The following is a 25,346-nucleotide window of genomic DNA, read 5'->3' as shown; positions in this document are numbered from 1 at the left end:
CTCTGGTGACCACGAGCAGCCAACCCACCAGCAAATTGAAAGATGAAAGGTATTACAATGCTGCGCGCAGATACCCGTTATGTCGCTGTAAATCCGAATTAGCCTGCTCAGCACTGACACCTTTTAAGATCATCAAAATAGCGGGCTTCACTTCAAATCCCGTTTGTGACAAGGCATTTTCAGCCTCTGCGCGGCCGGCTCCGGTAGCTTCAACAACAATACGACAAGCACGATCAACGAGTTTTTCATTGGTCGCTTTCACATCGACCATCAAATTTTGATAGACCTTGCCCAATTTGACCATAGCTCCGGTGGATAACATATTCAGCACTAATTTCTGAGCAGTCCCTGACTTCATACGGGTAGAACCCGTCAGAGCCTCCGGCCCGACAACGGGTGAGATTGCTACCTGAGCCTCTTGTGCGATAGGAGAATCTGGGTTGCAGGAAATTGCGGCCGTTGGACAACCGAGCTGGCGGGCATAGCGTAGCGCACCAATGACATAAGGTGTACGCCCCGAAGCGGCCAATCCAACAACCATATCTGTTGGCGTCAGTTTTAAATCTTGTAAATCTCGCTCGCCAAGCAAAATATCATCTTCAGCGCCTTCGACCGCTTTGAGCAACGCTCCGGGGCCTCCAGCAATGAGTCCTACCACCATGCCATGCGGTACACCGAAGGTCGGTGGGCATTCTGATGCATCCAAAACCCCAAGCCGGCCACTGGTTCCGGCTCCAAGATAAATTAAGCGCCCCCCCTGCTTTAAAGCTTCTGCCGCTAAATCGACCGCCTGAGCTATAGCCGGAATAACCAACCGGATCGCTTCAGGTACTTTGCGATCCTCATCATTAAAGCGAGTCAACATCTCCAATGTGGAGAGCTTATCTAAATCCATCGTGGCCGGATTGCGACTTTCAGAAATCAAAGCGCCCAAATTCATGATTTTTTCCTCATTGGATTTTTCACTCATCATAATTTAGTTGTAGCCGAAAGGTATCAAAACGCGTGTTTTCTTGTTCCAGTCATCGGAATCTTACAAAAAAAGAGTGCTATTCTCCCTGACTTGACCTTCGACTTAATTATTTATGGGTATTATTAACCAACTTGGCAGAATAATTTCCCCTATTCAGGAACTGATTTATGAGTAGTCTTCTTCGCATTCGTCAGCTCTATCCAACGCTGGCACAAAATGATCGTAAGCTGGCCGATTTCCTGCTGACCCACCCCGAGCAAGCACGCCAACTCAGTTCACAAAAGCTGGCGCAACAAACTGGCATCAGCCAATCAGCAGTGGTGAAATTTGCCCAAAAACTTGGTTATAAGGGCTTCCCAGCACTAAAGCAGGCTCTCAGTGAAATCATCGCGGCTCCTGAGCAGGCGGTCACGCTCCACAATCAAATATTGAGCACTGACAGTTTAAAGACGGTCGGAGAAAAGTTACTCAGCGAAAAAGCCGCCGCATTACGGGCCACGCTAGACATCAACAGCGAACAGCGCCTTGCCCAAGCACTGGAGATGTTAAAAGGCGCACAGCGGGTGATTTTGACCGGTCTGGGTGCTTCTGGATTAGTAGCAAAAGACCTTGCCTATAAGCTATTAAAAATTGGCGTGATGGCGGTATCAGAAACGGACATGCATGCGCAACTGGCGGCAGTACAGGCGCTGGATACGCGAGATTTACTTCTGGCAATTTCATTTAGCGGCGAACGCCGTGAGATAAATTTGGCGGCAGAAGAAGCGCAACGCTGTGGCGCCAAAGTGCTGGCGCTGACCAGTTTTACGCCCAACAGCTTGCAGCAGCGCGCTGACCACTGTTTGTATACCATCTCAGAAGAACCCGCGATTCGTAGTGCCGCCATCTCCTCCAGCACGGCACAATATGCACTGACCGACCTGCTCTTTATGGCCATGATCCAGCAAAACCTTGAAAGTGCACAGGATCACATTAAGCACAGCGAAGCACTGGTGAAAAAACTGGTCTAAGGACTCCAGAGGGGTATAATCCCGCGCTGTTGTGAATACTCAAGCTAAGGTATGAGAAATTATGGCCCTGTTGATCACTCGTAAATGCATCAATTGCGACATGTGTGAGCCGGAATGCCCGAATGAGGCAATTTCCATGGGAGCTGAGATCTATCAGATTGACCCAATGCGTTGCACGGAGTGTGTTGGCCATTACGAGACGCCAACCTGTCAGCTGGTTTGCCCCATTGATAATACGATTTCTATCGATCCTGCTTGGGTTGAAACTAACGAACAGCTATGGGATAAGTTTGTCCAACTGCACCACGCTGATCGTCTGTAATCTCAGTGTTTTTTCCCGTGAAATGGATGATCAGTGCCTCGGTTGAAGCACTGATCATAAAATCAACTCAATACTCAATCCGCCACTAAATAAACAAGCTGATCAGCAGCACCATCGCCAAGCCAACGACTGAGTTTGTCAATTCAAGCAAGCCCCAAGTTTTCAGAGTGTCCTTAATCGACAAGTCGAAGTAACCTTTAAATAACCAGAATGATGCGTCATTAATATGGGTAAAGGTATTCGAACCCGCCGCGGTCGCCAGCACCAACAACGCGGGATCAACAGACGTAATGGTATGGGTCACAGGGTCCATAACCGCGGCACCAATAATCCCTGCCGCCGTCATTGCCGACACCACACCCTGCCCGGTCGCTAGGCGGATTAGCACGGTAATTAGCCAAGCCATAATATAAGGTGATACACCACCTGCTGACATCAACATACCAATAGTGTCGCCGATCCCGGTATCAATGATGACTTGCTTTAGCGCACCACCGGCACCGATGATCAAGATGACCATGGCAATCCCTTTTACAGCCCCCTCAAAGGAGTGCATGACCCATTCCATCTTATGGCCACGCCCGGTGCCGAAGAGAACAAAGGCCACCAGCATCGCGATAAACATGGCGATCGGCGATGACCCTAGGAAGTTGAAGATAATGTATGACGTCGTCCCTTTCACCAGCCAGATGTTCGCGACGGTGGTGAAAATCATAATAAAAGCAGGAATTAACGGGACTAAAATAGACGTACCAAACGATGGCAGATTATTTTCATCAAGCGGATTATCCGCCTTCAGGAACGTTGGGATTGGGCGTTCCAAGTTGCCCAAGAATTTTGGCAAAATCAGCCCAGCACAAACAACTGAAGGGATGGCAACCAAAACACCATAAATATAAACCATGCCCATATCAGCGCCATAAGCGCTCACCAACGCAACCGGACCGGGTTGTGGTGGGAAAAGGGAGTGCGCGGTTGTTGCCGCAGCAACTGCAGGGATCGCTAATTTGAGGAATGGGATCTTAGCTTCGACGGCAATCGCAATGATAAGTGGAGCTAAAATAATAAAGGCAACTTCATAGAACATTGCCAAACCAAAGATCAAGCCGATGATAATGACTGCAAACTCAACATACTTGAGTCCAAATCGACGCAGTAGCGTCTGAGCTATCTGGTGAGCCGCTCCAGAATCGACCATGAGTTTGCCGATCACCGCACCAAATACCACAATGATTGCCAGTTCGCCCAGTGTGCCACCAAACCCCGCTTTAATGGTATGCAGCAGTTTTAGCAGATCCATCCCAGCGAGAGTCCCCACCAGCAAAGCCGCCAGCAGTAAGGCAATCATTGAGTTAATTTGATAGCGGATATTAAGCAATAGCATCAAACCAATGCCCAATACGACCCACAGGATATTAATCCATTCCATCTTTTATTTTCCCCAGTAGTTAAAATCAATTTTTCTGGTATTACGGTTTTTATATTGGTCAGACCAAACTTAATCGTTGTTGTGAACAAAAAATCGCCTTATTACCGCCGTTTTTTACGTTACCCTCATGCTACTGAACGCAGACTATCGACTTCATTGTGCAATTTGGTATTACAAGTAGCATCAATTGGGCGACCAAATGAAGCATTGGTTAACCAACTTGTCGAACAGATCGCAAAATTAAGATTTATTCTGGGGAGTTTCTTCGTTGTGCAATTGAGAGTGCACAAATGCCGAGTGGTAAAACCGAAGTGAGAGATAAGAAAACGGCTGATAGCGGGATAAAATGCATAACAAAAAAGGGCGACATTTTCATGCGCGCCCTTCAGTTTCCGCTCGCCACATTTTAGTGACGATGAACAGTGTCAACCTTCAAGAACATCAACTTTCAATAATAACGGTCGCACAGGCATAACGCCGTTCGTCAGCCAGAGTCACATGCAACGATTTCACGCCCAGCTCAGCGGCTAACTCTGCTGCACGCTGGTGTAAACGCAGTGTTGGCTTACCAAGGACATCATTAACCACTTCGAATTGATTAAATGCCAAACCATTACGGATACCCGTACCAAATGCTTTAGCTGCCGCTTCTTTGACGGCAAAACGTTTAGCCAAAAAACGTATTGGTTGTTGGTGCTGCTGATAATGTTGCCATTCCGATGGGCTGAGGATGCGCCGAGCCAGCTTGTCGCCGCTGCGCTCAACTACGGCTTCTATCCTCGAAATTTCGACAATATCAGTGCCTAACCCAAGAATGGCCATTAACGACGCGCTTCCCGCATCAACACTTTCATATCCGTAACAGCAGCAGCGAGGCCAGACATAACGGCCTGACCAATAATAGCATGACCAATATTCAGCTCATGCATCTCTGGTAAGGCAGCGATAGGTTGGACATTATGATAAGTCAGACCGTGGCCAGCATTCACTTTCAAGCCTTTGCCCGCGGCGTAGGTGGCCGCTTTCGCGATCCGTACTAATTCTGCCTGACGAGCCAAATCTGAAGTAGCATCTGCATAAGCGCCGGTATGAATTTCAATGTAAGGCGCACCGACAGCAACTGCAGCATCAATTTGGCGCATATCTGCATCGATAAACAATGAAACCAAAATACCTGCCTCGGATAATCGGCTAACTGCTACGGTCATTTTATCAATTTGACCTGCCACATCCAGCCCACCTTCGGTCGTTACTTCCTGGCGTTTTTCCGGCACTAAGCAGCAAAAATGAGGTTGCAATTCGCAAGCGATATCCACCATTTCATCGGTCACCGCCATTTCCAAATTCATGCGAGTCTGAATAGTTTTACGCAAAATACGTACATCTCTGTCAGTGATATGACGGCGATCTTCGCGTAAATGTACAGTAATACCGTCAGCGCCAGCTTGCTCGGCGATGAACGCTGCCTGAACAGGATCGGGATAAATGGTGCCACGTGCATTTCGTAACGTCGCAATGTGGTCAATATTAACGCCCAGCAACAAATCAGCCATAACAGCCCTCCAGATATGGGTGCATCTTGAAAGATGACGGGTATAAGTGCTCCGCAGTTTACACCGAGTAAGCGGCTAGCGGATAGGCTACTGAATGGGAAAGTTGAAGACAGACACTGTAAACCATCGGAATACAAGACACTAGGTCAAAGGTTCAGCCGGTGGTTTAATCACAAATTGACGGAACAGCTCGCGGCTTTTTAGTGGCTTGCCCCCCAGATAAGGTTTCAGGGCAATACGCGTAAAGCGCTTGGCTGCACGCAATGTATCGGCATCAGGGAATTCACGATGTGCCAGCGCCAATAATTGACGACCGGTAAAGCTATAATGATCAATCACTAAGCTGGCGATAAAACCTTTCTCCTCCCGATACCGGTAAGTCATTGTATCTGATACTGGCTGACCGCTGCCTGCACAATGAAGGAAATCCACGCCATAACCCAAATGGGCTAATATCGCCAATTCAAACTGACGCAAAGCATATTCAGGCGATCCATCACTGCCAGCTAATGCTTGTAAGCAATGTAAATAATCGAAGAATAATGCAGAGTAATTGGTTTGATGTTCCAGAACGCGGGAGAGCAGCTCGTTAACATATAAACCGCTATATAACATAGAGCCGCTCAATGGAAGAGCCAGAGACACTGGCTCGGCACTGCGTAATGTTTTGACTTCACCACGCCCCGTCCAGCGGACCAGTAATGGTGTAAAAGGCTGCAAGCAGCCTTTTAAGTTGGAGCGGCGACCTCGCGCACCTTTTGCTAACACCCGCATACGGCCTTCCCCCTCAGTGAATAAATCCAGCATGAGACTGGTTTCACTGTAAGGACGCCCGTGCAGGACAAATGCGCGTTGCCAACCGTCCATCGGCGAGCCTTATTTCAGGTCGTCGGTATAGCCTAAGCTGCGCAATGCACGTTCGTCATCTGCCCAGCCTGATTTCACTTTTACCCACAGCTCAAGATGTACCTTGGCGTCGAACATCTGTTCCATGTCCTGGCGGGCTTCAATACCGATCGTCTTGATTTTTGAACCTTTATTACCGATGACCATTTTCTTCTGGCCTTCGCGTTCAACCAGAATCAGCCCGTGGATGTTATAACCACCGCGCTCATTAGGAACAAACTGTTCAATTTCAACCGTCACCGAGTAAGGTAATTCCTCACCCAAGAAGCGCATCAGCTTTTCACGGATAATTTCTGACGCCATAAACCGCTGAGAGCGGTCAGTGATGTAATCTTCCGGGAAGTGATGTTCCGCTTCCGGTAATAATTTACGCACGATGTTGGCAATAGTATCCACATTCATGCCTTTTTCGGCGGAAATTGGCACAACATCAAGGAAATTCATCTGCTGGCTAAGGAACTGAATATGTGGCAACAGTTTGGTTTTATCCGTTACGTTATCCACTTTATTGATAGCCAATAACACCGGGCACTTCAGACTGCGTAGCTTGTTCACTACCATCTCGTCATCAGCAGTCCAGTTCGTTCCTTCAACCACAAAAATCACTAACTCCACATCACCAATAGAGCTACTTGCCGCGCGATTCATCAAACGGTTAATAGCGCGTTTTTCTTCAATATGCAGCCCTGGGGTATCAACATAGATAGCCTGATAAGGCCCTTCAGTATGAATCCCCATAATACGGTGACGTGTGGTTTGCGGTTTACGTGAAGTAATGGAGATTTTCTGCCCCAATAATTCATTCAGCAAGGTCGATTTGCCCACATTTGGGCGACCTACAATTGCAACAAAACCACAATATGTTTTTTCTACTTCGCTCATTCAAGCTCCAACTGTTTCAGCGCTTGTTCCGCTGCCGCCTGCTCGGCTTTACGGCGACTTGAGCCAGTACCAACGACCGGTTCATTCAAGCCACTCACCTGGCAGTGGATAGTAAATTCCTGATCATGTGCTTCACCACGAACCTGCACAACCAGATAAGAAGGTAATGGCAGATGTCGGCCCTGCAAATATTCTTGCAGGCGCGTTTTTGGGTCTTTCTGCTTATCACCAGGGCTGATTTCCTCTAAACGACTGCGATACCAGTCGAGAATCAGCCGTTCAATCGTATGAATATCGCTATCTAAGAATACACCGCCAATTAAGGCTTCTACTGTATCTGCCAAAATTGACTCGCGACGAAAACCGCCACTTTTTAATTCACCCGGCCCAAGGCGTAAACATTCACCGAGGTCAAACTCACGGGCCATTTCGGCTAGTGTATTACCTCTTACCAATGTTGCTCGCATCCGACTCATATCCCCTTCATCGACACGAGGGAAACGACGGTACAACTCATTGGCAATAACGAAACTTAATATAGAGTCACCCAGGAACTCCAAACGCTCATTGTGTTTGCTACTGGCGCTACGATGAGTCAGTGCTTGCAGCAAGAGCTCCTGCTGTTGAAAAGTGTAGCCCAGCTTCCGCTGTAGCCTATTTATTACGATGGGGTTCATGAGTTACCAATAGATCAAGAATGCGTCAAAAACTACAGCAGACGGAACAGGTCTGATTGGCCAATATTACCAAAACAAAACTGTTTCGTGTGCAGTGGCCCCCATAAAAGAGCCAACTCTTATCGCTCGAAAGGTTATTCTACAACGAGTGGAAATATAATGCTGCGTTTAAATACCCTGCTTACTTGAAGTTACAGCATTGTCAGCTCGATTGCTCACAACGCTGTAACGCCAATGACGCAGGTATAACCAGAATTAATGAATTCCACCAATCCGGCTTAAACGAACTCCCGTTGGCCATTCACCTTCTTGCTTTTCAAAACTCATCCAAATAGCAGTGGCTTTCCCTACCAAATTGCGTTCTGGTACAAACCCCCAGTAGCGGCTATCTGCACTATTATCCCGATTGTCGCCCATCATAAAGTAATGGCCTTCAGGAACAACCCAAACCCCTAATGGTTGGTTAGGTTGCTGATAATAAGCGCCCAGTTGCTCTTGGCGACCTGGAACTGTCAGAATTTGATGTGCAACCGGCCCGAGGCTCTCGGTACGCTCACGTAGGCGCACACCACCATCAGGTACTGCCTGATTCAATGGGATCTGGAAGAACCCGGCAGAAGCCTCACCATTACCGCTATAACGGAATGTCTGTACAAATTCGCTTGGCTCCGACGTACTGTAAGTAATCGGCAAGGCACTATCACAAGAGGTGCCAGTATTACATGCAGGCTGAACCGTCACTTCTTTGCTGATTGGATTGTAACTAACCCTATCCCCCGGTAAGCCCACCACACGTTTGATATAATCCAACCGTGGGTCTAATGGATATTTAAAGACAGCGATATCACCACGCTTAGGATGCCCCGTAGGGATTAATGTAGTTTGGGTAATCGGGTCTTTAATACCATAAGCAAATTTCTCAACCAGGATGAAATCACCGATCAATAGCGTTGGCATCATCGAACCAGAAGGAATCTGGAAAGGCTCGTAAATAAACGAGCGCACGATAAACACCAATGCCAGCACCGGGAACACTGAGGCGCAAGTCTCGATCCAACCTGGCTGTTTTGCCGCAGGAGCTAGAGTCTTGTTATCTACAGCACAACCTGTTTGTGCCTTGATCGCCGCAGTTTGCGCATTAACTGCCGCAATTTTTGCCTGACGAGCCGGGCCCCATTTGAACCTCTCGAAGCACCAGATAACCCCAGTCACCAGCGTTGCTATCGCTAAAATCAAGGCAAACATGTTAGCCATCAAAACTCCTTATTTACTGTCTTTTCCGACATGCAGAATAGCCAGGAAAGCTTCTTGCGGTAATTCAACGTTACCGACCTGCTTCATACGTTTTTTACCGTCTTTCTGTTTCTGCAGAAGTTTTTTCTTACGGCTAACGTCACCGCCATAACACTTCGCCAGTACGTTTTTACGCAACTGTTTCACAGTTGAGCGGGCAATGATGTGGTTGCCGATAGCCGCCTGAATGGCAATATCAAATTGCTGGCGTGGGATCAGCTCTTTCATTTTCTCAACCAAATCACGGCCTCGATACTGGGCATTATCACGGTGAGTGATAAGCGCCAAGGCATCAACACGCTCATTGTTGATCAACACATCAACACGCACCATGTCTGAGGTCTGGAAGCGTTTGAAGTTGTAATCCAATGAGGCATAACCGCGAGACGTTGATTTCAGACGATCGAAGAAATCAAGCACCACTTCAGCCATCGGAATTTCATACGTCAGCGCCACTTGGTTACCGTGGTAAACCATATTGGTCTGCATACCGCGTTTTTCAATACATAGTGTAATGACGTTACCGAGATATTCCTGCGGCAACAGCATATGACATTCAGCAATAGGTTCGCGCAGTTCTTCAATATTGTTCAGTGCAGGTAGCTTGGAAGGGCTATCTACATAAACAGTTTCTTGAGCGGTCGTAATCACCTCATACACTACGGTTGGTGCGGTAGTGATCAGTTCGAGATCATACTCACGTTCCAAGCGCTCCTGAATGATTTCCATATGCAGCAAACCGAGGAAGCCACAACGGAAACCGAAGCCCAGTGCTGTGGAGCTTTCTGGTTCATAGAATAAGGAGGCGTCATTCAGGCTCAACTTACCCAATGCGTCACGGAAAGCTTCATAATCATCAGAACTAATTGGGAACAGGCCGGCATAAACCTGAGGTTTGACTTTCTTAAAACCAGGCAAAGATTTTTCGGCTGGGTTACGAGCTAATGTCAGCGTATCGCCGACTGGCGCCCCCAGAATATCTTTGATAGCACAGACCAACCAACCCACTTCACCGCAATTTAGCACATCGCGATCAACGCGTTTTGGTGTAAAGATACCCAAGCGATCTGCGTTATAGGTTTGCCCTGTACTCATCACCTTAACTTTGTCGCCTTTGCGCAGCGAACCATTCTTGATGCGAATTAATGACACCACGCCCAGATAGTTATCAAACCAAGAGTCAATAATCAGGGCTTGCAATGGCCCTTCAGGATCACCTTCTGGTGGCGGAATATCGCGCACCAAACGTTCAAGAATATCAGGCACACCTACGCCAGTTTTTGCCGAACAACGGACAGCATCAGTCGCATCAATACCGACGATATCTTCAATTTCTTCAGCTACACGCTCCGGATCGGCAGCAGGCAAGTCGATTTTATTCAGAACTGGAACGACTTCCAGATTCATTTCCATCGCGGTATAGCAGTTTGCTAATGTCTGAGCTTCAACACCTTGCCCTGCATCAACCACCAATAAAGCCCCTTCACAAGCCGCTAAGGAGCGAGAAACTTCATAGGAGAAGTCAACGTGGCCGGGAGTATCGATAAAGTTAAGCTGATAGGTTTGACCATCTTTGGCGTGATAATCCAGTGTCACACTCTGCGCTTTGATAGTGATGCCGCGCTCACGCTCCAGATCCATAGAATCCAGAACTTGAGCGGCCATTTCACGCTCTGATAAACCGCCACAAATCTGAATAATACGGTCCGACAGTGTCGACTTACCGTGGTCAATATGGGCAATAATAGAAAAGTTTCTTATGTGCTTCATTTATATGAATTTTTCTCTAGTCGTTGTCTTTAATTAATTATTGGTGGACACAGCGATGGACTCAAACCCAAAACTACCCACATAAATATGCACGCATCTTACACTGTAAGTCAGCCTCGTGAAAGGCATCACACTTAGCTTGTTGCCTGATTTATCCTGTTAAAATGTATCAGCCGCATTCTGTTCGTTGCTATATAGGTTCGTCGCAATATAAAACAGAGGGCCTCCTGCCCTAGAGGCGAGTGCATTCTTATTTCAGTATGAATATCTGTTAAGTCACTTTAGGAAAATGCTCATATACCCAGTGGGTAGATAACCTAGAGTATTAATGTGATTTAATCACAACCAAGTGAAATATCCTCTTGGCGGCTCAATGGAGAATATTATGATTGACGAAGGAAAAATACTTAGCCGTCATGAATTGAGAAATAAAAACTCAAATTTAAACATTGGTGCAATAGTATTCATATTAGCATTAAGTTTTATAATTATTACACTGTCAATTACAACATCTATCTTTTCAAGCCCATCAATCCTTTCTATTTTATGTGTTGCTATCGCAGGAATTTCATTAAGTTCATGTCTTTACTTTCGGTTATATAACAACCCAATGTTTACCTATTTTCTTTACGAGAAAGGTGTGCGAGTTTTCAACCATCATAATGAAAACGTTTATTTCATTCCATTTAATAAAATAGAATACATTTATAAATATCACGCTGGAATAAATCCTAAAGGTGGAATTAATGCCATGGCATTTCGCACATCAAAAAAACAGCAATGGAATATTATTATTAATAATATAACCAATGCTTACCCACTTATAAATACAATAATTCACCAACAAGTTATGCACGTAGGTGTAATTAGCTTAAATTCGTTATCTAGAGGAAAAACAATTGTATTTGATATAGTCAAAAAAAATGACAATGACTTTAAATCACTAATTTTAAAAATTGCCAATATGAAAAAAATTCAGGTAGACACAACGCCACTGTCACTCAGTGCGCAGTCTTTGATAACAACAAAAGGGGTAATTAATATCGAAGATATTTTACGTATTGAGACATTACGTGAAGCACATCATGACAAAATACGGCTATTTGACGCTAAGGGTAACATACTCTTTTCTGTCGATTACTCATCGCTTATCAGCGCTGATCTTTTTATTGCACTACTGGAGCATATGATACAAAACCGAATTCCAGCCTACTATGGCTAAAATTAATCTTGCTGGATACGTAAAGCTGTTGGTGGTAAACCAATCTGTAAAACAGTTGGTTGATAATCACTCTCTCCTTCAATTTTCGCAGCTAATGCCCTAGCCAATAAAAAACCGAGTACCGCACCTGAAATAGCGCCTAGAGCAGTAAAAGCATCAGTAATAAATAAGGCTTGAAACAATGCTCCTCCAGCAATCAACCCAGCAAGTGGTGTCAAATATACCAAGGAGGCAGAACGTAATAAGCTACCTTCGCTAATTCCAACTTCAACTTTCTGCCCCGGCTCTAGTGGCTGAGAAATCGCAACTTCTAATTGATGTTCAGACTCAGGCCCCAATTCATTTAATAAATGACTGCCGCATCCAGAACGTGCATTACAGCTCCCACAACCAGAATGTGGTTCGCAACGCAGAAGCGCAACCCCATTTTGCCATGAGATGACTGTCGCCCATTCTTTCATCATTTTGTTGGCTCCAAAATCACACTATCAGCAATACGTTTTGCTGTAGAAGGAGGAAGCTCACCGACTACCGTAATTTCTACATTATTCCGAGTTTCGGAATGAACTGTCCGCCGCCCTTGACGCAGAGACTGTTCTGAAGGTGCATCCTTACCAATAGGATTTACATTAACCGAGAAACTGAACAAACCATCTGTATATAACCGGGATTCAGTTGGTGCATCCATGTTAGGTAGTGTGCGACGACTACGTGAAACCTCAGTAACCCCTTCTGGCAACCAACGTGGGGCCCAATCAAAGTCCACCTTGGTTTTTGCCGGTAAGGTAAGTAATGGCGGTAAAGACAATTTTAATACACCTTGCAGGATCTCCTGAATAGGTTCGCCGACTGCAAAAGAAATTACCCGAAACTGCTCAAGAGTCTCACCATCGCGATCTAAAAGGTCTACTCGCATTGGGAGTTTTGTTGTCTCGTCCATCCAAATAATATAGCTGTATCGCGAACTGTCACGGGAGACGACTCTAATAACCTGACATGGTCGGTCAGCGACACGGGCGCGACCAAGCGCAATATAGTTATAGTATTTTGACAGTTTTTCAAAATCGGGGAAAACAATAGAAGGTAAGGCATCGATAATATGCTCACCGCTCAACGTGAAAGAGTCAAATCCAGGCTCGAAATAACTTATCTCATTGCCACGTTGAATAATCTCAGTCCGCGGGCCATCCATTCGCAGTAATTGCGCTAGTGTTTTTTTATCTTGGATAGCATGGCGATAGCGAAGAGAATCAATCCCTTGCTTATTAACATTGATGTAGGATAGCTCATAATTGAGCGATTGACTGGCACTGCTCATTTCTTGCAACATTGCTATCGGCGGGGTTTCCGCCGATGCAATTGTTGGCATGAACAGGCTGCCCGCCATTAAACAGACGGAAAACCAAAATTGCTTCATTACTGCTGCTGCATTCCTAAGGACTGAGTTCCAGGGACCTGAATAGCGGCTTGTGTAGATGATGAAGGTTCCTGCAGCGTACCAGTTTGTGGCAAACGACGTTGTAATTCAAAATCTTGCAGCTGAGTCATCATATTGACACGGCGACGTTGCTCTTGAACCTGATGCTGCTGAGATGTCCCGAAAGAGCCATCAGCAGGTACGCCGAAGCTGACTGGCGATGCTTTACCCATCATCGGTAATGTATTAAATGCAGGCGCTTCTGGCTGTAAGTTGCTAGATGTGGGCTGGTTATATTGTTGAACCCCCACAATAACAGCGAGAGAAACACACGCGGCAACCCCAACCTGAGTAATCTGGCTGGCCCATGGGCGAACTTTTTGCCAGAAAGGCATTTTCTGCCAGACATGAGGTTGTGGCTGAGATTCAGGTACAGCAATAGGAACAAAACGAGCTGGCTCATTTTTGAGCGCCTCTGCGACACGGCTGGCGATATCCAGATGCAAGACTTCACCAACATCCCCCCGCAGGGTATCACGGATTAAATGATAGCTCTGCCAGCTTTGCTGCAAGGCTTTATCTTTCGACAAAGAACCTATCAGCTCACTATCAAGAGTTTCTCCGTCCATCAGAGCGGAAAGCTTTTCTTTCTGCATGCCAAATACCCTTTATGTGTCCGCTTATCGCTGAATCAGCGGCTGAACTTTGTTATCGATAGCCTCTCTGGCGCGGAAGATACGGGAACGAACAGTACCAACCGGACAGTCCATAATAACAGCTATCTCTTCATAGCTTAGACCATCTAACTCCCTGAGTGTAATCGCCATCCGGAGATCTTCAGGAAGTGACTCTATGGTTTTAAAAACTATCTGCCTCAATTCCTCAGACAACATTAAGTTCTCAGGGTTCGATATTTCTTTTAATGCACCCGCATTTTCGTAATTTTCAGCATCATTTGCATCCACATCACTGGATGGCGGGCGCCGCCCCTGAGCGACTAAATAATTTTTTGCTGTGTTAACAGCAATACGGTAAAGCCAAGTATAAAACGCGCTATCGCCACGAAACGACTCTAGTGCACGATATGCTTTAATAAAAGATTCCTGAACCACATCAGGAACATCGCCCTGAGGCACATAGCGGGATACGAGGCTCGCAACCTTATGCTGGTATCGAATTACCAGTAAATTGAACGATTGCTGATCACCTTTCTGGACCCGTTCAACCAGCATCTGATCCGTTAACTGCTCGCTCATCCGAGGTGAACTCTCCCGAAATCTATCCCCACGCTAAAAGTTGTACTGCCAGCCATATCTTTATTTTCCTGAGCAAGCACACGCTTGGAGTTTATAAAAAGTGCAAAGTTCCATGTTGCCAGATTATTTGTCTGAATATTCTTTAGACATCTTATAGCCATAGCTTTTGCTCTGGCAGATAGGCTAACATGAATTTCACTCTTCTTCTGCACACATCATACGATATGCAATCATCATCTGAACACGTTAGCGATGTATTGATCATCGGGAGTGGCGCTGCCGGTTTATCACTGGCTTTACGTCTTGCGCCACATTGTAAAGTCACTGTTCTGAGCAAAGGGCCCTTGAATGAAGGCGCCACTTTTTATGCTCAGGGAGGTATTGCTGCCGTTTTTGATGAAACAGACAGCATCAGCTCACATGTCGATGATACCCTGATTGCCGGGGCCGGCCTTTGCGATAAAGAGGCCGTAGAGTTTATCGCCAGTAATGCTCGCTCTTGCGTGCAATGGCTTATTGATCAAGGTGTCCTTTTTGATACCGAGACCAACGCCAGTGGCGAAGAACGTTATCACCTTACCCGCGAGGGTGGTCATAGCCATCGCCGTATACTACATACAGCAGATGCAACAGGCAAAGAAGTAGAGACCACTCTGGTAGGCAAAGCAAGTACTCATCCCAATATTTTAGTTAAAGAACGCTGCAATGCCGTCGATCTTATCACGTCCAATAAAATTGGGCTGGCGGGGACGAAACGCGTCGTCGGTGCATACATCTGGAACCGCGAGCTTGAGAAAGTGGAGACATTCCGCGCTAAAGCTGTCGTTTTAGCCACTGGCGGTGCGGCAAAAGTCTATCAATATACTACCAACCCAGATATCTCTTCTGGTGATGGGATTGCAATGGCGTGGCGTGCTGGGTGCCGGGTCGCTAATTTAGAGTTTAATCAGTTTCACCCCACCTGCCTATTTCACCCGCAAGCACGTAACTTTTTGCTGACTGAAGCATTACGTGGCGAAGGGGCCTATCTCAAACGGCCTGATGGCACCCGCTTCATGCTCGATTTTGACCCGCGTGGCGAACTCGCTCCTCGCGATATCGTCGCCCGAGCCATAGACCATGAAATGAAACGTCTGGGTGCCGATTGCATGTATCTGGATATTAGCCATAAACCCACTGATTTCGTGATGCAGCACTTCCCGATGATTTACGAAAAACTATTGTCATTGGGTATTGATCTGACCAAAGAAGCGATTCCTATCGTTCCAGCAGCACATTATACCTGCGGTGGTGTTATGGTCGATCAGCATGGGCGTACGGATCTGGACGGTTTATATGCCATTGGTGAAGTTAGCTATACCGGTTTACACGGGGCTAATCGTATGGCCTCCAACTCATTGCTTGAGTGTTTGGTTTATGGCTGGTCTGCCGCAGAAGATATTCTGACGCGCTTGCCGACGGCCAAATTAGCCAAGCAATTACCTGATTGGGATGAAAGTCGGGTTGATAATTCAGACGAAAGGGTTGTTATTCAGCATAACTGGCATGAATTGCGTCTATTTATGTGGGATTACGTTGGCATTGTTCGTACAACCAAACGCTTAGAGCGTGCCTTGCGCCGGATTAATACCTTGCAGCAGGAGATTGACGAATATTATGCCAATTTCCGCATCTCAAATAATCTGCTGGAATTACGTAATTTAGTGCAGGTTGCCGAGCTGATTGTTCGTTGTGCTATGGATCGCAAAGAGAGCAGAGGGTTGCACTACACCCTTGATTACCCTGACCAACTTGAGAATCCAAAACCAACCATTCTCCATCCGTAAGGTTTTTTCAGGGCGCGATGTTTTTCAAAACACAGAATATCGCGCCCTATTAACTCATACATCTCACTACCTCGCCAGTCCGTGGCTAATAATTTAGGTAAAACTCACTGATTAGCGCGCAGAATTCTGGTGAATAGACGCCTTCAGATTGGCGCAGGTCCAAATGCTGATATTGAGTCTCGCCTGATTGGCGCGATAATGTTAGCAGCATCCGATGCAGCGGCTTACCGGGGCGATCTCTGATATCAACTTGGCAGCGAACGAACCAATGTTGTGCGACCGCAAGGCGAGCAAGTTCGCCCCCCAAATCGTGGGGTAAAACCACACAAAAGATCCCCTCCTCTGTGATAAGCTTCTCCGCGCAATTCAGTAAGGCGTCATGAGTGAGTGAACCGGTATAACGTGCGGTATCCCGGGCTTCATCACGACAAGCCACCGCCGGCGCAAAATAGGGTGGATTACTGACAATAAGGTCATACTGATGAGGATGATTTTCGGCGAACTGGTGTACATCTTGTGCATAAATACAAACTCGTTCAGCCCAAGGAGATTGCGCTACGTTGCTGCTGGCCTGCTCTGCCGCTGCCGGCTCCAACTCAACACCGTCAATCATCACTTCAGAGTTCGAACGCTGGGCAATCATCAGCGCAATCAGCCCACTGCCACAGCCGATATCCAGTACTTTGCGAGCTTTTTCTACTGGAACCCAAGCGCCGAGCAGAACGCCATCAGTCCCCACTTTCATTGCGCAGCGATCATGCGCCACAAAGAATTGTTTAAAAGTGAAGCCACCACCACGCAACGCCGGTTTTTTTTTCAATTGTTCGCCCACATTAGTCACCAGAATCTATAACCGGCGTAGCATAGGACAATATGATTGAAGGGAAAAGACATCATTACCGCTTAAACAGGTGAAGAATTCGGCTAACCCGTCTATAATCGGCGCCCCAAGTAGAGGAAGACCATGACTGTAACCAATTTTTCCGAACTCGATCTCGATGAACGCCTGATTGACGCATTGCGCGACAAAGGCTATGAGCGCCCAACAGCCATTCAAGCTGCGGCTATTCCGCCAGCTATGGATGGGCGCGATGTATTGGGTTCGGCACCAACAGGTACGGGCAAAACTGCCGCCTTTTTGCTGCCTGCCTTGCAGCATTTGCTGGATTTTCCACGCAAAAAATCTGGCCCACCCCGCATTCTGATCCTGACGCCAACCCGTGAACTGGCCATGCAAGTAGCAGATCAAGCGCGTGAGCTGGCCAAGCATACACAACTGGATATCGCGACGATTACCGGCGGTGTGGCATATATGAACCACGCGGAAGTCTTTAGTGAGAATCAGGATATTGTGGTTGCAACCACAGGCCGCTTGCTGCAATACATCAAAGAAGAAAACTTTGATTGTCGCGCAGTCGAAACGCTGATTCTGGACGAAGCTGACCGTATGCTGGATATGGGTTTCGCCCAAGATATTGAAACTATTGCCGCAGAAACCCGCTGGCGTAAGCAGACATTATTATTCTCTGCCACCCTAGAAGGGGAAGCTATCCGTGAATTTGCGGAGCGCATTCTGGAGGAACCAGTAGAACTGGAAGCCGATCCATCGCGGCGAGAACGCAAAAAAATTCTGCAATGGTACTATCGTGCGGACAATATCGAACATAAAACCGCCTTGCTAGTGCATCTGCTCAAGCAGCCAGAAGTGCAAAAATCCATCATTTTCGTTCGTACTCGTGAAAAGGTACACCAACTGGTCAGTTGGCTACGTGAAGCAGGGATTAACGCTTGGTTCCTCGAAGGCGAAATGGTTCAGGCCAAACGTACTGAAGCCGTTATACGTTTAAGTGATGGCCGGGTTAATGTTCTGGTTGCCACTGATGTTGCCTCACGCGGTTTGGATATCGATGATATCAGCCACGTGTTCAACTTTGATCTGCCACTAACTGCTGATGTTTACCTTCACCGTATTGGCCGTACGGGCCGTGCCGGGCGTAAAGGTGTCGCTATATCATTGGTTGAAGCGCATGACCATTTGTTGCTGGGTAAAATTGGCCGTTATCTGAAAGAGCCTCTGAAACCACGGGTGATTGATGAACTGCGCCCAACCAGCAAAGCACCAAGCGAAAAAACCACGGGTAAACCGTCGAAGAAAGTTTTAGCAAAACGTAAAGAACTAAAAGAAGCTAGTAAAGAGAAAGCAAAGGTTAAGGTTCGTCATCGTGATGCCAAAAATGTTGGTAAGCGCCGTCAACCCAAGGATAAACCTGCTAGCAAATAGAGTGGTGATTAACACCGCATTCAAGTAAAAAAGCCGCTGATAAATAGCGGCTTTTTTTATATTTATCTGATAAACATGAACTCTATTGCTGATAAATCTCGGCTAATCTTTTACCCCGCAGCCAGATATCCAACTGCCGATATTTTTGCTGCACTTCAGTGCTGTGCATACTCAATGGCGTCGTCGCCAAATACTGCTGGAAGGTCGCGCCCTGCTGGTTACGTAATTTAGGATCAGCCCCCGCTTTTAGCAGACGCAATGCTAAATCCGGGGCATTCGTCTTACCAGCCAGATGCAATGGAGTGTCTCCCATCCGATCAGCAAGATTGGGATCAACACCAGTGACCAACAACAAGATCACCTGGATCTCGCGCCCGGCCATCACTGCAGCAGCCAAGGGTGTCGCGAGTGTCACACTATTTCTCACATCGGGTCGAATAGGGTTTCTGAGTAGGATCTGCATGTAATGAGCATCTTGAACGCTTGCTGCGGTATGCCACGCAGTATCACCCTGTATCCCCGGCTGAAAAGGATCTGCATTTTCTTGCAACAATGCAGCTAAACTTTCGGGTTGTTGATTGAGAATAGCCCACTGCATCAGTGTGACAGACTGCTCGCCTTGTTGTTGTAACAAGGTTTTATTAGCCAATTGATGGATCTGTTTTACATCTCCGTGAACAATAGCATCAGCGATTGGTATTACTGTAGGATCAGTGAAAGCAGTCGTAATCTCAGCCATTGCCTGCCCCTCAAAACTGATTAATGGCATCAAAACACCGTAAATGGCGTAACGTAAATTGCGTCTCACCCTCATTATCAGTGCTGATCCAGACATACTACCGCTCCCTAACTTATTGTTATATCGATGAACTAGACACGCTACCTCTACTTTTCGCCACCTGGCTATATAAGGTGCTCTAAAGATAGTCTCAATACTGAGTTATGCTCAATAAATTTATCTATCGACACATCGGATGAGTTCTTAAGTGGAATTGGTAAGATTTATTTATATAAAGGCAAAGATGTGATCAGACTCTAACTTATTGATTAATAAAATACAGATACAAAAAGGGAGCCATAAAGGCTCCCTAATATTTTTGAGATGTCATTGCTATAACATGAATTACAGACTTTCGGTGAAAGTACGAGTAATGACATCACGTTGCTGTTCAGGCGTCAGTGAGTTGAAACGCACGGCATAGCCAGATACACGAATCGTTAGCTGAGGATATTTTTCTGGATTCTTCACTGCATCTTCCAGAGTTTCGCGGCGCAGAACGTTCACGTTCAAATGCTGACCACCCTCAACACGCACAGTCGGTTGCACTTCCAGTGGAACTTCACGATATTCGATCTGACCTAATTCACTGACTGGAACGATTTGGTCTTCTGCATAACCTGATTTAGCGCAAACACAGCGCAGTTCATCTTTTTCGTCATCCAGCAGCCAGAAAGAGTTCAGTAAGGCTTCATTGTTAGCTTTAGTAATTTGAATACCAGTAATCATTTGGTGCCTCCGTAATACGGCTATAAATTCCAAGGGGGAGAAAACTATCTTGGTTATTTGGTAAAACCATTGTTGTCTTATTGTTCTATATACCAGTCAGACTGCCGCAATTCTTTGACTTAAATCAATCTTTCAAGCGTGGCGACAATCACGTCACTGGCAAATTTTTGTTTTATATCAATTTTATCAAATCAGTCCATCGCAATTATTTTTGTAAATTTTCAACATTTTTTATGTTAATCGAGCAAAAAACAACCATCGCGTCACAGACTCAGGTTTAACGGTTTCACTCGTAAGGGCGAACCGGTAAGCTAACGCACATCAATATCTTACCGAAACAAGGAGAGTGTTTATGACCGCCTCCCTTAGCTGGCACGATGTGATCGGCCAAGAAAAAGAACAGCCTTATTTTAAAGATACGCTAGCCTATGTGGCAGCAGAGCGCAGTGCAGGTAAAATCATTTATCCGGCACAAAAAGATGTATTTAATGCGTTTCGCCTAACCGAGTTGGATCAGGTAAAAGTGGTTATTTTGGGCCAAGACCCTTACCACGGGCCTAACCAAGCTCACGGACTATCATTTTCAGTCTTACCTGGCGTACCAGCACCGCCCTCATTGGTGAATATGTACAAAGAGCTGGCTACTGACATTCCCGGATTTCAGCGCCCCAATCATGGCTTTTTACAAAGCTGGGCCGAACAAGGCGTGCTGTTACTGAATACCGTGCTAACGGTTGAAGCGGGTAATGCCCACTCGCACGCTAACCTTGGCTGGGAAACCTTTACTGATAAAGTCATTGCGGCACTGAATGAACATCGTAACGGGGTTATTTTTATGCTGTGGGGAGCGCATGCACAGAAAAAGGGCCGAATCATTGATGCCCAGCGCCATTTTATTTTGAAGGCTCCACACCCCTCACCACTCTCGGCACACCGTGGTTTTCTTGGCTGTAAGCACTTTTCACAAGCTAACCAGCTATTACAACAGCAAGGTCTACCGCCTATTGACTGGCAGCCTAAATTGCCTACGTTAGAATAAAACGTTATTCACTTAGCCACAGACATAAAAAAGGCACCACAGAGGTGCCTTTTATCTGTCAGGACACCTTAGGCTTTCGCTTTAGATACCGCTACCATCGCCGGGCGCAGCAGACGGCCATTCAACGTGTAACCTTTCTGCATGACCATCATGACCTGATTTGGCTCATGATCAGCTGATTCAAGCATCGTCATTGCCTGATGAACTTCAGGATTAAATGGCACGTTAGTATCACCGACAACCTCAATACCGTATTTGCCAACTGCATCAAGTAATGATTTTAGGGTCAGTTCTACACCTTCAATCATGGCAGTCAACTCGGTATTGCTCTTATCGGCAGTATCCAGCGCGCGTTCCAAGTTGTCGATTACTGGCAATAATTCAGCTGAGAATCGTTCCAAAGCAAACTTATGTGCCTTTTCAACATCCAATTCAGTACGACGACGGATATTTTCAACTTCGGCCTTGGCGCGTAGCAAGCTTTCGCGCTCACGCTGTAAGGCTGCAGCCAACTGCGCTTCAAGCTCGGCAACACGCGGATCTACACCTTCACCCGTCTCTTGTGTCGCTTCCACTTGCTGCTCTGCTGCATTTTCCATTTCTTCCGAGACTTGCTCGTTTGGTGTTTTCTGTTCTTTACTACTCATGGATATCTCCGCGTTTTAGCATTAATCTCGCTACTTGGCTTATTATGGGGATCAAAACCGGGGATTCAAGGGAACCGGTCATAATGTGGGGTAAAAGACACCCCCAGTGAGGAAAATCACGGCAATGAATAATAAAAGATTCAATTGTATTGGTATTGTCGGTCACCCACGGCACCCAGCTGCACTTGCCACTCATGAAATGCTCTACCACTGGTTAAACGCTAGAGGTTATGACGTGATGGTGGAACAACAGATTGCTAAAGACCTCAAGTTAACCAACGCTGTGACTGGCAGTTTGGCTGACATCGGCCAAAAAGCTGATTTAGCTGTTGTCGTCGGCGGCGATGGCAACATGCTCGGTGCTGCTCGGGTACTTGCTCGCTATGATATCAAAGTGATCGGTGTCAACCGAGGCAACCTAGGCTTTTTGACCGATTTAGACCCAGATAACGCCCAGCAGCAACTTTCTGATGTGCTGGAAGGCGAATACCTCAGCGAACAACGCTTTTTGCTTGAAGCGCAAGTCACACGGACAAATCAGCAAAGCCGCATCAGCACGGCCATCAATGAGGTGGTTTTGCATCCTGGCAAAGTTGCCCATATGATTGAATTCGAAGTGTATATTGATGACCGCTTCGCATTTTCACAACGTTCTGATGGGCTGATTATCGCCACCCCTACGGGTTCTACCGCTTACTCACTCTCTGCGGGCGGCCCCATTTTAACACCAACACTGGATGCCATTGTATTAGTTCCCATGTTCCCTCATACGCTGACAGCTCGCCCACTAGTTATTAATAGTAGCAGCACCATCCGTTTGAAGTTTTCTCAAATTACCAGCGATCTGGAAATTAGCTGTGACAGCCAGATAGCCTTGCCAATTCAAGAGGGGGAAGAGCTTTTAATTCGGCGTAGCGATTTTCACTTAAACCTAATTCATCCTAAGGACTACAGCTATTTCAATACGTTAAGCACAAAGTTGGGCTGGTCAAAAAAATTATTCTAAAAAACGCCTCAAGGACTTTACTGTATATAAAACCAGTTTATACTGTATTCAAATACAGATATGTGTTTATGTACAGGAGATTTACCATGCTGGCCCAATTAACCATCAGTAATTTTGCTATTGTGCGTGAGTTAGAAATTGATTTTCAGCCCGGAATGACTGCAATTACTGGTGAAACAGGGGCGGGTAAATCTATCGCTATAGATGCATTAGGGTTGTGTCTTGGTAGCCGCTCAGACGGCAGTATGGTGCGTTTAGGGGCAACACGTGCGGATATCTGTGCACGCTTCTCACTCGCAGATACTCCCTCAGCTCGCCAATGGCTAGAAAACAATCATCTCGATGACAGCAATGAATGCCTGCTGCGGCGTGCAATAGGAACCGATGGCCGCTCAAGAGGATTTATTAATGGGACTGCCGTTCCTTTGTCCCAATTACGGGAATTGGGGCAGCATCTGATTCAAATCCACGGCCAACATGCACATCAATTATTGTTAAGACCAGACCATCAAAAACAATTATTAGACGCTTACGCAGACCAATCCTCTCTGTTGGCTGAAATGAAAGCGTCCTATCAAATATGGCATCAAAGCTGCCGCGCATTAGCCCTGCATCAGCAACAATCACTTGAGCGAAATGCGCGTCATGAGCTACTGCAATATCAGTTGAAAGAGCTGAATTCATTCGCTCCACAGGCTGGGGAATACGAACAAATTGATATCGAATATAAGCGACTGGCTAACAGTGGTCAGTTGCTGTCACTCAGTCAACAGGCTTTGCAGTTACTGGCAGACGACGAACAGAATAATATTCTTAGCCAACTTTACTCAGCCAAGCATCAATTGACTGAACTGGCGGGTATGGATGATCAATTTAACAACCTGCTAAATATGCTGGAAGAAGCGTCCATCCAAATCAGTGAGGCCAGTGATGAATTACGTCATTATGCTGAACAGTTTGATATGGATCCCAACAGATTGTATGAGCTGGAACAACGGTTATCTCGTCAATTAAATCTGGCTCGTAAACACCATGTTTCCCCAGAAGAACTACCGCAATTCCATCAACAGTTGCTAGATGAGCAAGAACAACTATCACAACAAGAAAATGATCATGAACAACTTAGTCATGCAGTCAATATTCATTATCAAAACGCATTGGTCATCGCTAAGCGGTTACATGAGGAACGCCAGCATTATGCTGACGAACTGGCCGCACTGATTACCGAAAGCATGCATGAACTATCTATGCCCCACGGTAAATTCACCATAGAAACCCAATTTGAGCCTGAACATCTCAGTGCTGAAGGAGCAAGCCGTATTGAGTTCTGCGTGACGACTAACCCGGGTCAGCCACTACAACCACTGGCTAAAGTGGCCTCGGGTGGTGAACTATCACGTATCGCCTTGGCTATTCAGGTTATTACAGCCCGTAAAATGGACACACCTGCGCTGATCTTTGATGAGGTTGATGTAGGTATCAGTGGGCCGACGGCCGCCATAGTGGGTCGCTTATTGCGTCAGCTAGGTGAATCAACTCAGGTTATGTGTGTAACTCACCTCCCACAAGTTGCAGGTTGTGGTCATCAACATTTCTTTGTGAGTAAACAAACTGATGGCACTGAAACCGAAACACAGATGCATCGGTTAGATAAAAAAGCCCGCTTACAAGAGTTGGCGCGCCTTCTGGGCGGAAGTGAAGTGACGAAAAACACCTTGGCAAATGCAAAAGAATTGCTCGCAGCGTAGAAAAGATTAACTTTTTCCCTTTCCAGAGGTCATACAGGTGCCCTGTAAAGGTTTCCAACTGCTGCAAGGTCTATTATCATCGTCATCCTACGCCCTAAAGGAATGTGATTACTATGCGCTGTAAAATGCTGACTGCCGCCGCTGTGATGCTTGCAATGCTTACTGCGGGTTGTTCAACGCTGGAGAAGGTGGTCTACCGGCCTGATATTAATCAGGGTAACTATTTATCACCTAATGACGCGTCCAAAATCCATAAAGGTATGACCCAACAACAAGTGGCATATACCTTAGGCACTCCAATGTTGCAGGACCCGTTTGGCACTAAAACTTGGTTCTATGTGTTCCGCCAACAACCAGGCCACGAGAAAGTCACACAACAAACCTTAACGTTGACCTTCGATAGCAGTGGTGTACTGACCGATATCAAGAATGAGCCAACATTAGCAGGAAATTAATTTATCCGAAGATTGCAGAGCACGTTGAGGGAGCAAATGCTGATGGGGCTTTAAGTATTAAGCCTATTGATGTTTATACATCCGCACGATAGTACGCGTTTTCCTTCAATAGCAGTCCAGGGCTACA

Annotated in this window: 26 protein-coding genes; 9 read left to right on the top strand and 17 right to left on the bottom strand. The window is 46.4% G+C overall.

All coding sequences use genetic code 11. The features are described from left to right. Positions 1 to 52: 52 nt before the first annotated feature. The gene (murQ, locus tag ACIOG0_RS05340) at positions 53 to 940 is read right to left on the bottom strand and encodes an N-acetylmuramic acid 6-phosphate etherase (RefSeq protein ID WP_128451375.1); all 888 of its coding nucleotides are present in this window, start codon (positions 938 to 940) and stop codon (positions 53 to 55) included. A gap of 200 nt (positions 941 to 1,140) precedes the next feature. Here murQ and ACIOG0_RS05335 point away from each other — a divergent pair, with 200 nt between their 5' ends. Both ACIOG0_RS05335 and ACIOG0_RS05330 read left to right on the top strand, forming a co-directional pair. After that, positions 1,141 to 1,983 (top strand): MurR/RpiR family transcriptional regulator, encoded by an 843-nt coding sequence (locus ACIOG0_RS05335; protein WP_050140661.1) that lies wholly within the window; start codon positions 1,141 to 1,143, stop codon positions 1,981 to 1,983. Positions 1,984 to 2,044: 61 nt separating this feature from the next. Continuing rightward, on the top strand, positions 2,045 to 2,305 hold the full coding sequence (locus tag ACIOG0_RS05330; protein WP_025379234.1) for a YfhL family 4Fe-4S dicluster ferredoxin: 261 nt from the start codon (positions 2,045 to 2,047) through the stop codon (positions 2,303 to 2,305). An 85-nt stretch (positions 2,306 to 2,390) separates the two neighbouring features. Here the strand turns inward: ACIOG0_RS05330 and gntP are convergent, their stop codons facing one another. The 8 genes from gntP to lepA all read right to left on the bottom strand — a co-directional run bounded on the left by gntP (position 2,391) and on the right by lepA (position 10,815). Beyond that, positions 2,391 to 3,734, bottom strand: coding sequence for a gluconate permease GntP (gntP, locus tag ACIOG0_RS05325; RefSeq protein ID WP_050100834.1), 1,344 nt, complete (start codon positions 3,732 to 3,734; stop codon positions 2,391 to 2,393). A gap of 441 nt (positions 3,735 to 4,175) precedes the next feature. Next, positions 4,176 to 4,556 carry a holo-ACP synthase gene (gene acpS / locus ACIOG0_RS05320; protein WP_050100835.1) on the bottom strand — a complete coding sequence of 127 codons (381 nt, stop codon included), beginning with the start codon at positions 4,554 to 4,556 and terminating at the stop codon, positions 4,176 to 4,178. Beyond that, the gene (gene pdxJ, locus ACIOG0_RS05315) at positions 4,556 to 5,287 is read right to left on the bottom strand and encodes a pyridoxine 5'-phosphate synthase (RefSeq protein ID WP_050100837.1); all 732 of its coding nucleotides are present in this window, start codon (positions 5,285 to 5,287) and stop codon (positions 4,556 to 4,558) included. The genes acpS and pdxJ overlap by 1 nt, the downstream gene beginning before the upstream one ends. A 141-nt stretch (positions 5,288 to 5,428) precedes the next feature. Continuing rightward, positions 5,429 to 6,154: a DNA repair protein RecO gene (gene recO / locus ACIOG0_RS05310; protein WP_050100838.1), complete on the bottom strand. Its 726-nt coding sequence runs from the start codon at positions 6,152 to 6,154 to the stop codon at positions 5,429 to 5,431. A 9-nt stretch (positions 6,155 to 6,163) separates the two neighbouring features. Then, the gene (era, locus tag ACIOG0_RS05305) at positions 6,164 to 7,075 is read right to left on the bottom strand and encodes a GTPase Era (protein WP_050100840.1); all 912 of its coding nucleotides are present in this window, start codon (positions 7,073 to 7,075) and stop codon (positions 6,164 to 6,166) included. Beyond that, entirely contained in the window at positions 7,072 to 7,752 is a 681-nt protein-coding gene (gene rnc, locus ACIOG0_RS05300; RefSeq protein WP_050100841.1) for a ribonuclease III, read from the bottom strand. The genes era and rnc overlap by 4 nt, the downstream gene beginning before the upstream one ends. Positions 7,753 to 8,007: 255 nt before the next feature. Next, positions 8,008 to 9,006 carry a signal peptidase I gene (gene lepB, locus ACIOG0_RS05295; RefSeq protein WP_050100842.1) on the bottom strand — a complete coding sequence of 333 codons (999 nt, stop codon included), beginning with the start codon at positions 9,004 to 9,006 and terminating at the stop codon, positions 8,008 to 8,010. A gap of 9 nt (positions 9,007 to 9,015) precedes the next feature. After that, on the bottom strand, positions 9,016 to 10,815 hold the full coding sequence (gene lepA, locus ACIOG0_RS05290; RefSeq protein WP_050100843.1) for a translation elongation factor 4: 1,800 nt from the start codon (positions 10,813 to 10,815) through the stop codon (positions 9,016 to 9,018). Positions 10,816 to 11,200: 385 nt separating this feature from the next. On the opposite strand from lepA, the gene ACIOG0_RS05285 reads away from it, so the two are divergent. Then, complete coding sequence (locus ACIOG0_RS05285) at positions 11,201 to 12,037, top strand: hypothetical protein (protein WP_404704937.1); 837 nt, start codon at positions 11,201 to 11,203, stop codon at positions 12,035 to 12,037. A gap of 2 nt (positions 12,038 to 12,039) precedes the next feature. Here ACIOG0_RS05285 and rseC read toward each other — a convergent pair whose 3' ends face one another. The 4 genes from rseC to rpoE are packed head-to-tail and all read right to left on the bottom strand — an operon-like array spanning position 12,040 to position 14,710. Continuing rightward, a complete protein-coding gene (rseC, locus tag ACIOG0_RS05280; RefSeq protein WP_050100845.1) occupies positions 12,040 to 12,501 on the bottom strand; it encodes a SoxR-reducing system protein RseC in 462 nt (153 codons plus the stop codon). Then, positions 12,498 to 13,454, bottom strand: coding sequence for a sigma-E factor regulatory protein RseB (gene rseB / locus ACIOG0_RS05275; protein ID WP_050100846.1), 957 nt, complete (start codon positions 13,452 to 13,454; stop codon positions 12,498 to 12,500). Before rseB ends, rseC begins: the two co-directional genes overlap by 4 nt. After that, entirely contained in the window at positions 13,454 to 14,110 is a 657-nt protein-coding gene (gene rseA / locus ACIOG0_RS05270; protein ID WP_050100847.1) for an anti-sigma-E factor RseA, read from the bottom strand. The genes rseB and rseA overlap by 1 nt, the downstream gene beginning before the upstream one ends. 24 nt (positions 14,111 to 14,134) lie before the next feature. Then, positions 14,135 to 14,710 (bottom strand): RNA polymerase sigma factor RpoE, encoded by a 576-nt coding sequence (gene rpoE, locus ACIOG0_RS05265; protein WP_005159396.1) that lies wholly within the window; start codon positions 14,708 to 14,710, stop codon positions 14,135 to 14,137. A 224-nt stretch (positions 14,711 to 14,934) separates the two neighbouring features. Between rpoE and nadB the strand changes: the two genes are divergently transcribed. Next, positions 14,935 to 16,536 (top strand): L-aspartate oxidase, encoded by a 1,602-nt coding sequence (gene nadB, locus ACIOG0_RS05260; RefSeq protein ID WP_174846834.1) that lies wholly within the window; start codon positions 14,935 to 14,937, stop codon positions 16,534 to 16,536. Positions 16,537 to 16,621: 85 nt separating this feature from the next. On the opposite strand, the gene ACIOG0_RS05255 is transcribed toward nadB, so the two are convergent. Then, a complete protein-coding gene (locus ACIOG0_RS05255) occupies positions 16,622 to 17,368 on the bottom strand; it encodes a tRNA(1)(Val) (adenine(37)-N(6))-methyltransferase TrmN (protein ID WP_050100849.1) in 747 nt (248 codons plus the stop codon). Between the two features lie 132 nt (positions 17,369 to 17,500). Here ACIOG0_RS05255 and srmB point away from each other — a divergent pair, with 132 nt between their 5' ends. Then, positions 17,501 to 18,817, top strand: a complete 1,317-nt coding sequence (srmB, locus tag ACIOG0_RS05250; RefSeq protein ID WP_050100850.1) for an ATP-dependent RNA helicase SrmB — start codon at positions 17,501 to 17,503, stop codon at positions 18,815 to 18,817. Positions 18,818 to 18,899: 82 nt separating this feature from the next. Here the strand turns inward: srmB and ACIOG0_RS05245 are convergent, their stop codons facing one another. Both ACIOG0_RS05245 and grcA read right to left on the bottom strand, forming a co-directional pair. Next, complete coding sequence (locus ACIOG0_RS05245; RefSeq protein WP_050295842.1) at positions 18,900 to 19,556, bottom strand: ankyrin repeat domain-containing protein; 657 nt, start codon at positions 19,554 to 19,556, stop codon at positions 18,900 to 18,902. Positions 19,557 to 19,940: 384 nt separating this feature from the next. Next, positions 19,941 to 20,324: an autonomous glycyl radical cofactor GrcA gene (grcA, locus tag ACIOG0_RS05240; RefSeq protein WP_050100851.1), complete on the bottom strand. Its 384-nt coding sequence runs from the start codon at positions 20,322 to 20,324 to the stop codon at positions 19,941 to 19,943. Positions 20,325 to 20,676: 352 nt separating this feature from the next. Here grcA and ung point away from each other — a divergent pair, with 352 nt between their 5' ends. Continuing rightward, a complete protein-coding gene (ung, locus tag ACIOG0_RS05235; protein ID WP_050100852.1) occupies positions 20,677 to 21,363 on the top strand; it encodes a uracil-DNA glycosylase in 687 nt (228 codons plus the stop codon). Positions 21,364 to 21,431: 68 nt separating this feature from the next. Here ung and grpE read toward each other — a convergent pair whose 3' ends face one another. Further along, a complete protein-coding gene (grpE, locus tag ACIOG0_RS05230) occupies positions 21,432 to 22,010 on the bottom strand; it encodes a nucleotide exchange factor GrpE (RefSeq protein WP_050100853.1) in 579 nt (192 codons plus the stop codon). A gap of 124 nt (positions 22,011 to 22,134) precedes the next feature. On the opposite strand from grpE, the gene nadK reads away from it, so the two are divergent. The 3 genes from nadK (at position 22,135) to bamE (ending at position 25,219) form a co-directional block, all read left to right on the top strand. Next, complete coding sequence (nadK, locus tag ACIOG0_RS05225; RefSeq protein WP_050100854.1) at positions 22,135 to 23,016, top strand: NAD(+) kinase; 882 nt, start codon at positions 22,135 to 22,137, stop codon at positions 23,014 to 23,016. Between the two features lie 86 nt (positions 23,017 to 23,102). Then, positions 23,103 to 24,764 (top strand): DNA repair protein RecN, encoded by a 1,662-nt coding sequence (gene recN / locus ACIOG0_RS05220; RefSeq protein ID WP_050140660.1) that lies wholly within the window; start codon positions 23,103 to 23,105, stop codon positions 24,762 to 24,764. 113 nt (positions 24,765 to 24,877) lie between these two features. After that, entirely contained in the window at positions 24,878 to 25,219 is a 342-nt protein-coding gene (gene bamE, locus ACIOG0_RS05215; RefSeq protein WP_019212230.1) for an outer membrane protein assembly factor BamE, read from the top strand. Positions 25,220 to 25,346: the final 127 nt, after the last annotated feature.

This window comes from Yersinia vastinensis (assembly GCF_044905075.1).
Lineage (GTDB): Bacteria > Pseudomonadota > Gammaproteobacteria > Enterobacterales > Enterobacteriaceae > Yersinia > Yersinia vastinensis.
The sequence above is the reverse complement of the archived record's forward strand: the minus strand, read 5'-3'. Positions and strand labels throughout refer to the sequence as shown.

Bases quoted from the DNA above. Each gene is read 5' to 3' on its own strand.
- grcA (WP_050100851.1), bottom strand. From the start codon at position 20,324: ATGATTACTGGTATTCAAATTACTAAAGCTAACAATGAAGCCTTACTG.
- murQ (WP_128451375.1), bottom strand. From the start codon at position 940: ATGAATTTGGGCGCTTTGATTTCTGAAAGTCGCAATCCGGCCACGATG.
- ACIOG0_RS05330 (WP_025379234.1), top strand. From the start codon at position 2,045: ATGGCCCTGTTGATCACTCGTAAATGCATCAATTGCGACATGTGTGAG.
- rseB (WP_050100846.1), bottom strand. From the start codon at position 13,454: ATGAAGCAATTTTGGTTTTCCGTCTGTTTAATGGCGGGCAGCCTGTTC.
- rseC (WP_050100845.1), bottom strand. From the start codon at position 12,501: ATGATGAAAGAATGGGCGACAGTCATCTCATGGCAAAATGGGGTTGCG.
- recN (WP_050140660.1), top strand. From the start codon at position 23,103: ATGCTGGCCCAATTAACCATCAGTAATTTTGCTATTGTGCGTGAGTTA.
- rpoE (WP_005159396.1), bottom strand. From the start codon at position 14,710: ATGAGCGAGCAGTTAACGGATCAGATGCTGGTTGAACGGGTCCAGAAA.
- srmB (WP_050100850.1), top strand. From the start codon at position 17,501: ATGACTGTAACCAATTTTTCCGAACTCGATCTCGATGAACGCCTGATT.
- grpE (WP_050100853.1), bottom strand. From the start codon at position 22,010: ATGAGTAGTAAAGAACAGAAAACACCAAACGAGCAAGTCTCGGAAGAA.
- lepB (WP_050100842.1), bottom strand. From the start codon at position 9,006: ATGGCTAACATGTTTGCCTTGATTTTAGCGATAGCAACGCTGGTGACT.
- acpS (WP_050100835.1), bottom strand. From the start codon at position 4,556: ATGGCCATTCTTGGGTTAGGCACTGATATTGTCGAAATTTCGAGGATA.
- gntP (WP_050100834.1), bottom strand. From the start codon at position 3,734: ATGGAATGGATTAATATCCTGTGGGTCGTATTGGGCATTGGTTTGATG.
- rseA (WP_050100847.1), bottom strand. From the start codon at position 14,110: ATGCAGAAAGAAAAGCTTTCCGCTCTGATGGACGGAGAAACTCTTGAT.
- nadK (WP_050100854.1), top strand. From the start codon at position 22,135: ATGAATAATAAAAGATTCAATTGTATTGGTATTGTCGGTCACCCACGG.
- bamE (WP_019212230.1), top strand. From the start codon at position 24,878: ATGCGCTGTAAAATGCTGACTGCCGCCGCTGTGATGCTTGCAATGCTT.
- era (WP_050100840.1), bottom strand. From the start codon at position 7,075: ATGAGCGAAGTAGAAAAAACATATTGTGGTTTTGTTGCAATTGTAGGT.
- ACIOG0_RS05285 (WP_404704937.1), top strand. From the start codon at position 11,201: ATGATTGACGAAGGAAAAATACTTAGCCGTCATGAATTGAGAAATAAA.
- pdxJ (WP_050100837.1), bottom strand. From the start codon at position 5,287: ATGGCTGATTTGTTGCTGGGCGTTAATATTGACCACATTGCGACGTTA.
- nadB (WP_174846834.1), top strand. From the start codon at position 14,935: ATGCAATCATCATCTGAACACGTTAGCGATGTATTGATCATCGGGAGT.
- rnc (WP_050100841.1), bottom strand. From the start codon at position 7,752: ATGAACCCCATCGTAATAAATAGGCTACAGCGGAAGCTGGGCTACACT.
- recO (WP_050100838.1), bottom strand. From the start codon at position 6,154: ATGGACGGTTGGCAACGCGCATTTGTCCTGCACGGGCGTCCTTACAGT.
- ACIOG0_RS05245 (WP_050295842.1), bottom strand. From the start codon at position 19,556: ATGGCTGAGATTACGACTGCTTTCACTGATCCTACAGTAATACCAATC.
- ACIOG0_RS05335 (WP_050140661.1), top strand. From the start codon at position 1,141: ATGAGTAGTCTTCTTCGCATTCGTCAGCTCTATCCAACGCTGGCACAA.
- ung (WP_050100852.1), top strand. From the start codon at position 20,677: ATGACCGCCTCCCTTAGCTGGCACGATGTGATCGGCCAAGAAAAAGAA.
- lepA (WP_050100843.1), bottom strand. From the start codon at position 10,815: ATGAAGCACATAAGAAACTTTTCTATTATTGCCCATATTGACCACGGT.